Source organism: Microvirga arsenatis (genome assembly GCF_009910705.1).
In the GTDB taxonomy this organism is placed as follows: Bacteria; Pseudomonadota; Alphaproteobacteria; order Rhizobiales; family Beijerinckiaceae; genus Microvirga; species Microvirga arsenatis.
The window spans coordinates 1-4,770 of the sequence record NZ_JAAAXJ010000048.1 but is presented as its reverse complement, the minus strand read 5'-3'; the positions used below and the strand labels follow the sequence as shown (position 1 = coordinate 4,770).

Sequence of the window (4,770 nt, the reverse complement as noted above, 5' to 3'; positions counted from 1 at the left end):
ATGTAGAGAACATTGCGCACTGACGTTCTCCCTCCGGCAATCGCTCTGTGGCCCCGCATGAGACCAGAGTCTCGGTTCACGGGGGCGACCCCGACCAGAGCAGCAATCTGGTGCCGGTCCACGGTGCCAAGTTCTGGCACTTCAGCAAGAAGTGTCCGAGCGGTGGCATCGCCGATCCTGGGAACGGACTTGAGGAGCGCCTCAGTTTTGCACCAGACTGGGGAACTCTTGATGGCCTCGCCGATGTCGCGGTCAATCTCATCGAGTTCCTTTTCCAGGAACGCTACATGGCGGTCGAGCCTCTTGGCGAGACGCTTGTCAGTGGTTCTCCGGCGGCGGTTTGTCTCCATGCCGATCATCTCGATAACCTGCCGGCGCCTGCGCACGAACTCGGCTAAACGAGCCCGCTCCGGGTCCAGCAGAGGCCTTGCCTCGGGCCTGATCCGCTCGGCGAAAAGGGCGATCGCCTCGGCGTCGAGCGCATCGGTCTTGGCCAAGCGGCCCATAGCCCGAGCAAAGTCGCGGATCAGGCGTGGGTTGACGACGCAGAGCGGCAGCCCAGCGCCAGCCAGTGCCGGGGCCACGGTCGTCTCGAAGCCACCGGTCGCCTCCAAGACCACGGGGGCGACGGGCACCTCGATGAGGCGGCTGATGAGGTCATCCAGCCCCTTTCCGTCTCGCGAGACACAGAATGCCTTGCCTGTTGGTCTCAAGTGAACGTCGAGGCGGTCCTTGGAAACATCAATGCCGACGAAGACTGATGAAGATTCGTCCATAACCCTACCTTGTAAATACGGGCTTAGGCCCAAGCGGCTGTCCGGGTTCGGGACTGGGAAAGTGGGGGCCGCACCAAAATCTGTCGCGGGCTTATGAGCCCTAGGCAAACGCGGGCTGACCCCCACCTTCAGCCTCGCCGGCTTCGTCTCGGCAGGCACTTGAGAGATACAAGGCATAGCGACTCCGAGTGGCGGTCAATGGGGAAAGGGCCAAGTAGATCGTATAATGAGACGCCTAGGTTTCAAAAGTTGATTCTCTGCTCCTCTTGATCTGAAAGCCACGTGCGAATGCCAATGGCAAGCTCGTGGCGCTTCCCGGTCTGATTCAGATCTAACTTCTTCCTTTTCCCGCATCTCGACTTCTTTTCGTTAACCTCCTTTTAGGACCTATCCCCATCGGCAAGGTGAAGTGTTGAAATTTAGCCACAGTGGGGCGGAGATCGGACGTGACTCGGGCCAAAGCGCGTCTATTCCCTTGATCACGATCTCGTGCTGGCTAATGTGGCTTCAGCGACGGGGGCACCCCAGTCGTGATCCGGGTGGGTTCGACCGAGAAGGCGAGCCGCCGGGTACTAGGGGAAAAGGGACGTGTTTAGGGCTTCGATGAAGTCACCGAGGCACAAAAACCCGGCCCCCCAGGGTCTCGAAACTTTGGAGGTTTAACCATGAAGCTCGCTAAGAGCCTCTTCCTCGGATCGGTCGCGGGTCTCGCGGCTGTTGCCGGAGCTCAAGCTGCCGACCTTCCCGTGAAGAAGGCTGCTGCTGTTGAATACGTTCGCGTCTGCTCCACCTACGGCGCAGGCTTCTTTTATATTCCGGGCACTGAAACCTGCCTGCGCGTCGGTGGCCGTGTGCGCGCCGACTATGTATACGGTGAGCCCTTCGATCGCAGCCAAGACGCTATCGGATTTCGTGCTCGTGGTCGCGTCCAGCTCGACGCTCGCACCCAAACAGCTTACGGCCTCCTGCGTTCTGTCGTCCGTCTCGAACTCACCCGCTCGTCCGGCACACCGCTTTTCGCAGGATCTGGTGCAGTCACTACAAGTCCGCAGGTCCAGCAAGCGTACATCCAGTTCGGCGGCCTAACCGCCGGTCGTGTGACCTCGTTCTTCTCGAACGCGGATCTGCCGACCGGCCACATGGGTACTCTGCGCTTCGATGATGCGCCTGACATTCCCCTACTCGCCTATACCTATTCGTTCGGCAATGGCTTCTCGGCCACCCTGTCGCTCGAAGACAGCCTTGAGCGTCGCCTCAATTCCTTTGTTGCTGGTAGCCCTGCTGCGAGCGGGTTGGTCTACGCTGGCCAGCGCGTTCCAGATGTGGTTGCTAACCTGAAGTATACCGGCACCTGGGGTGGTGCACAGCTCTCCGGTGCGGTTCACCAAATCCGGTCAGACAACTTGTTCGTCGATCCGGTTACCGGCCTCACGGACTTCCCAGACACCGAGTACGGCTTTGCCATCGCAGGTACGGCTTATGTAAACCTGCCGATGCTCGCTCCAGGCGACGCGGCCTGGGTTGCCGCCACCTACACAAGAGGCGCTCTTGGGTATTTGAACGGCGGCTTCGTTGCTACAACCCTAGGCGGTAATCTCAGCCCGTTCACGGCTGTCGGCACTACGCTCGGCCTAGCCGATGCTTACATCAACTCGGCCACAGGTGATATCGAGCAGGGCGAAGGCTGGTCTGTGGCTGGTGGTCTGCGTCACTACTGGACCCCGCAAGTTCGTCAGAACATCTTCGGTTCGTACATGCGGGTCGAGTACGGTGCCGGTGCGGCATTTGTATCCCCGACAACAGGTCTTGTATCGGGACTGAATGACTTCACTGAGTGGCGCCTCGGCACAAACGTGTTCTGGCAGCCAGTCTCAGGCCTGGATCTCGGCGTCGAAATCATGTACGTCAATCAGGATCCCGGCGGCCGCGTATTTGTGCCCGCAACGGGCCAGATACTCGGTGCAGACAGTGCGTGGGAAGGGCGTCTCCGCGTCCAGCGTGACTTCTAATCGGCTCAACCGGCTAAGTGGGAGAAAACCCTGGTGGAAGCACCAGGGTTTTTTCTAGTGATCAGCGCCTGACAAGAGAGTCCCGCTTAGGACTCTCCTTAGCCAATGCGCATGCGAGGCTGCGTCATGCGCATTGGCATCTGCATTACCCTTACTCCCTTCGACCGACGGCGTCTTGAAGCAGTTATCGGCAACCGGAGCATGGCTCAGAAACACGTCTAGCGGGCCCCTATCGTGCTGAGCGCCGATGGGGCACCGAGATCATGCGCCGGACCGGCACCTCCGAGACCTGTATCTGGCGCTGGCAGGAGCGCTTCATGCAGGAAGGTGTCGATGGTCTGTTGTGCGACAAGACCCGCCCCTTCCGGATCAAGCCACTCGGCTCTGACGCCGCCGAGCGGGTAGTCCGCCTCACATTGAACGACTCACCGGCCGGGGCGACCCACTGGACCGCCGCCATGATGGCCCAGGAGAGCGGCATCAGTGCCAGGGCGGTGCGGCGGGTCTGGCGGGCTCATGGCCTCCAGCCATATCGCTATCACCGGTTCATGCTTTCCAACGATCCCACATTCGCCGAGAAGCTCCGGGACGTGGTCGGGCTCGTAAATACCCACGCCTCATTTCGACGTGAGGTTCAGGCGGACACGGTCTGAAGGATTGTGTTGAACCCATTGGTTCCTGGGTTGAGACGAGCTGTGTCGACGAACGTGCGAATGTCCCCTTCGCCCATAGCAGGACATCCTTGCTGGCCTCATCGGCATAGGCAACGTCGCGGGCGAGCTGGGCCAGGCAGGTCTGGTGGGCGTCCGCATGGCCCTGTTGCGCGCTATAGCGGCGGAACACCAGACCACGGGTCGGTGCCCGCCCATCATGGTCCAGACTACGACGGCGCCTATGGTCGGCGAGGCGTGATGGACAACCGCCTCGGAGCAGCGAAACACCCAATGATAGCCGTTGGAGCTCTCAATCCGGACACCGGTCTCATCGGAGGCAATGACCTCGGCCTGGCGCAATGCCGCGACCGAGGTGTCCTTTAATGCGAGGGAGTATCACCCTTGCACAGGATTTAGAGCCGGACACCACAACTCCCGCCCGCCTTATCCTTGGCACCCATCTCATTCACCGTGGCGCCAGGCTTTGTTCTCTATGCTGTGCATGGGATACGTCGGGCATGATCAGCAATTCTGCGTGCGCAAGGGGGGCCGAATGTCGATATCACGCTTTCTACCCGAAGGCGTGGCGAGCGAAGTGGCCAGAGGAGACGAAGCTGCCGAAGCGGCCGAGCGCCACGCATGCTTGTTGTTGGTTGATATTCGGGGATTTTCTGCACTGATACAGAGTCGGCCGAGCCATGAGGTCATTGGTGATTTGATGGTCTTCAGACGCTTCGTGCATGAAGCCGTTTCCCGCCACAACGGAATTTTCGATAAATATCTGGGCAACGGCGTCCTCGCAGTCTTCCTGTGTGGGACGCCTGAGCGGCTTGCTGCTCAGGCATTTGAGGCGGCCTGCGATCCTGCGCCCATTGGATACTTGGAAGAGCCACGCGGACGCACCATCCGGTGTTCACGTCATTACGACACCCACTGCGGCTTCGCTCTCGCCGGCGTGTTTTATGACGGAGAACGGGCCGAGTTCACTGCGCTCGGGCCTGCCATGAACGCCTTGCCACGCATGGAGCGGCGGTCCAAGGAAGCGAACATCGGTGTGGTCATGTCGAAGCGGTTCCTGTGTCTCCTGCCGCCTTCCATCCGGACCCTGATCGACACCCGGCCGGTGGAGAGGCGACCTGGAGATGAGCAACTCCCCGATATCCTGTAGGTTCGCTTTCTGGCCGCGACACCCTCCAATTGGCAAGAGGCGCCTGTTGAACCACCTCCTGGCGCGGCGTCTTTGGGAAGATGCGCGGGCTCGGGCGGTCTTGTCGTCGCTCGCGCCCTGGCGGCCGGACCCGGCCGGCTCCAGCAGCTTGACCGAGAGAACGA

At 60.5% G+C, this 4,770-nt stretch carries 4 protein-coding genes and 1 pseudogene; 3 read left to right on the top strand and 2 right to left on the bottom strand.

The features are described 5' to 3' along the window. Positions 1-776, bottom strand: a 776-nt coding sequence (locus GR303_RS24070) for an IS110 family RNA-guided transposase (protein WP_161726972.1), incomplete at its 3' end; no start/stop codon positions are given. A 665-nt stretch (positions 777-1,441) separates the two neighbouring features. Here GR303_RS24070 and GR303_RS24065 point away from each other — a divergent pair. Together GR303_RS24065 and GR303_RS24060 are read left to right on the top strand one after the other, a co-directional pair. Then, entirely contained in the window at positions 1,442-2,785 is a 1,344-nt protein-coding gene (locus tag GR303_RS24065; protein WP_161726973.1) for a porin, read from the top strand. A 263-nt stretch (positions 2,786-3,048) separates the two neighbouring features. Further along, positions 3,049-3,438: a helix-turn-helix domain-containing protein gene (locus GR303_RS24060; protein ID WP_161726974.1), complete on the top strand. Its 390-nt coding sequence runs from the start codon at positions 3,049-3,051 to the stop codon at positions 3,436-3,438. Between the two features lie 55 nt (positions 3,439-3,493). Here the strand turns inward: GR303_RS24060 and GR303_RS24055 are convergent. Then, positions 3,494-3,819 (bottom strand): annotated as a pseudogene (locus GR303_RS24055) (IS66 family transposase); the annotation flags it as partial. 172 nt (positions 3,820-3,991) lie between these two features. Between GR303_RS24055 and GR303_RS24050 the strand changes: the two are divergent. Beyond that, entirely contained in the window at positions 3,992-4,606 is a 615-nt protein-coding gene (locus tag GR303_RS24050) for an adenylate/guanylate cyclase domain-containing protein (protein ID WP_161726975.1), read from the top strand. The last annotated feature ends 164 nt before the right edge of the window (positions 4,607-4,770 follow it).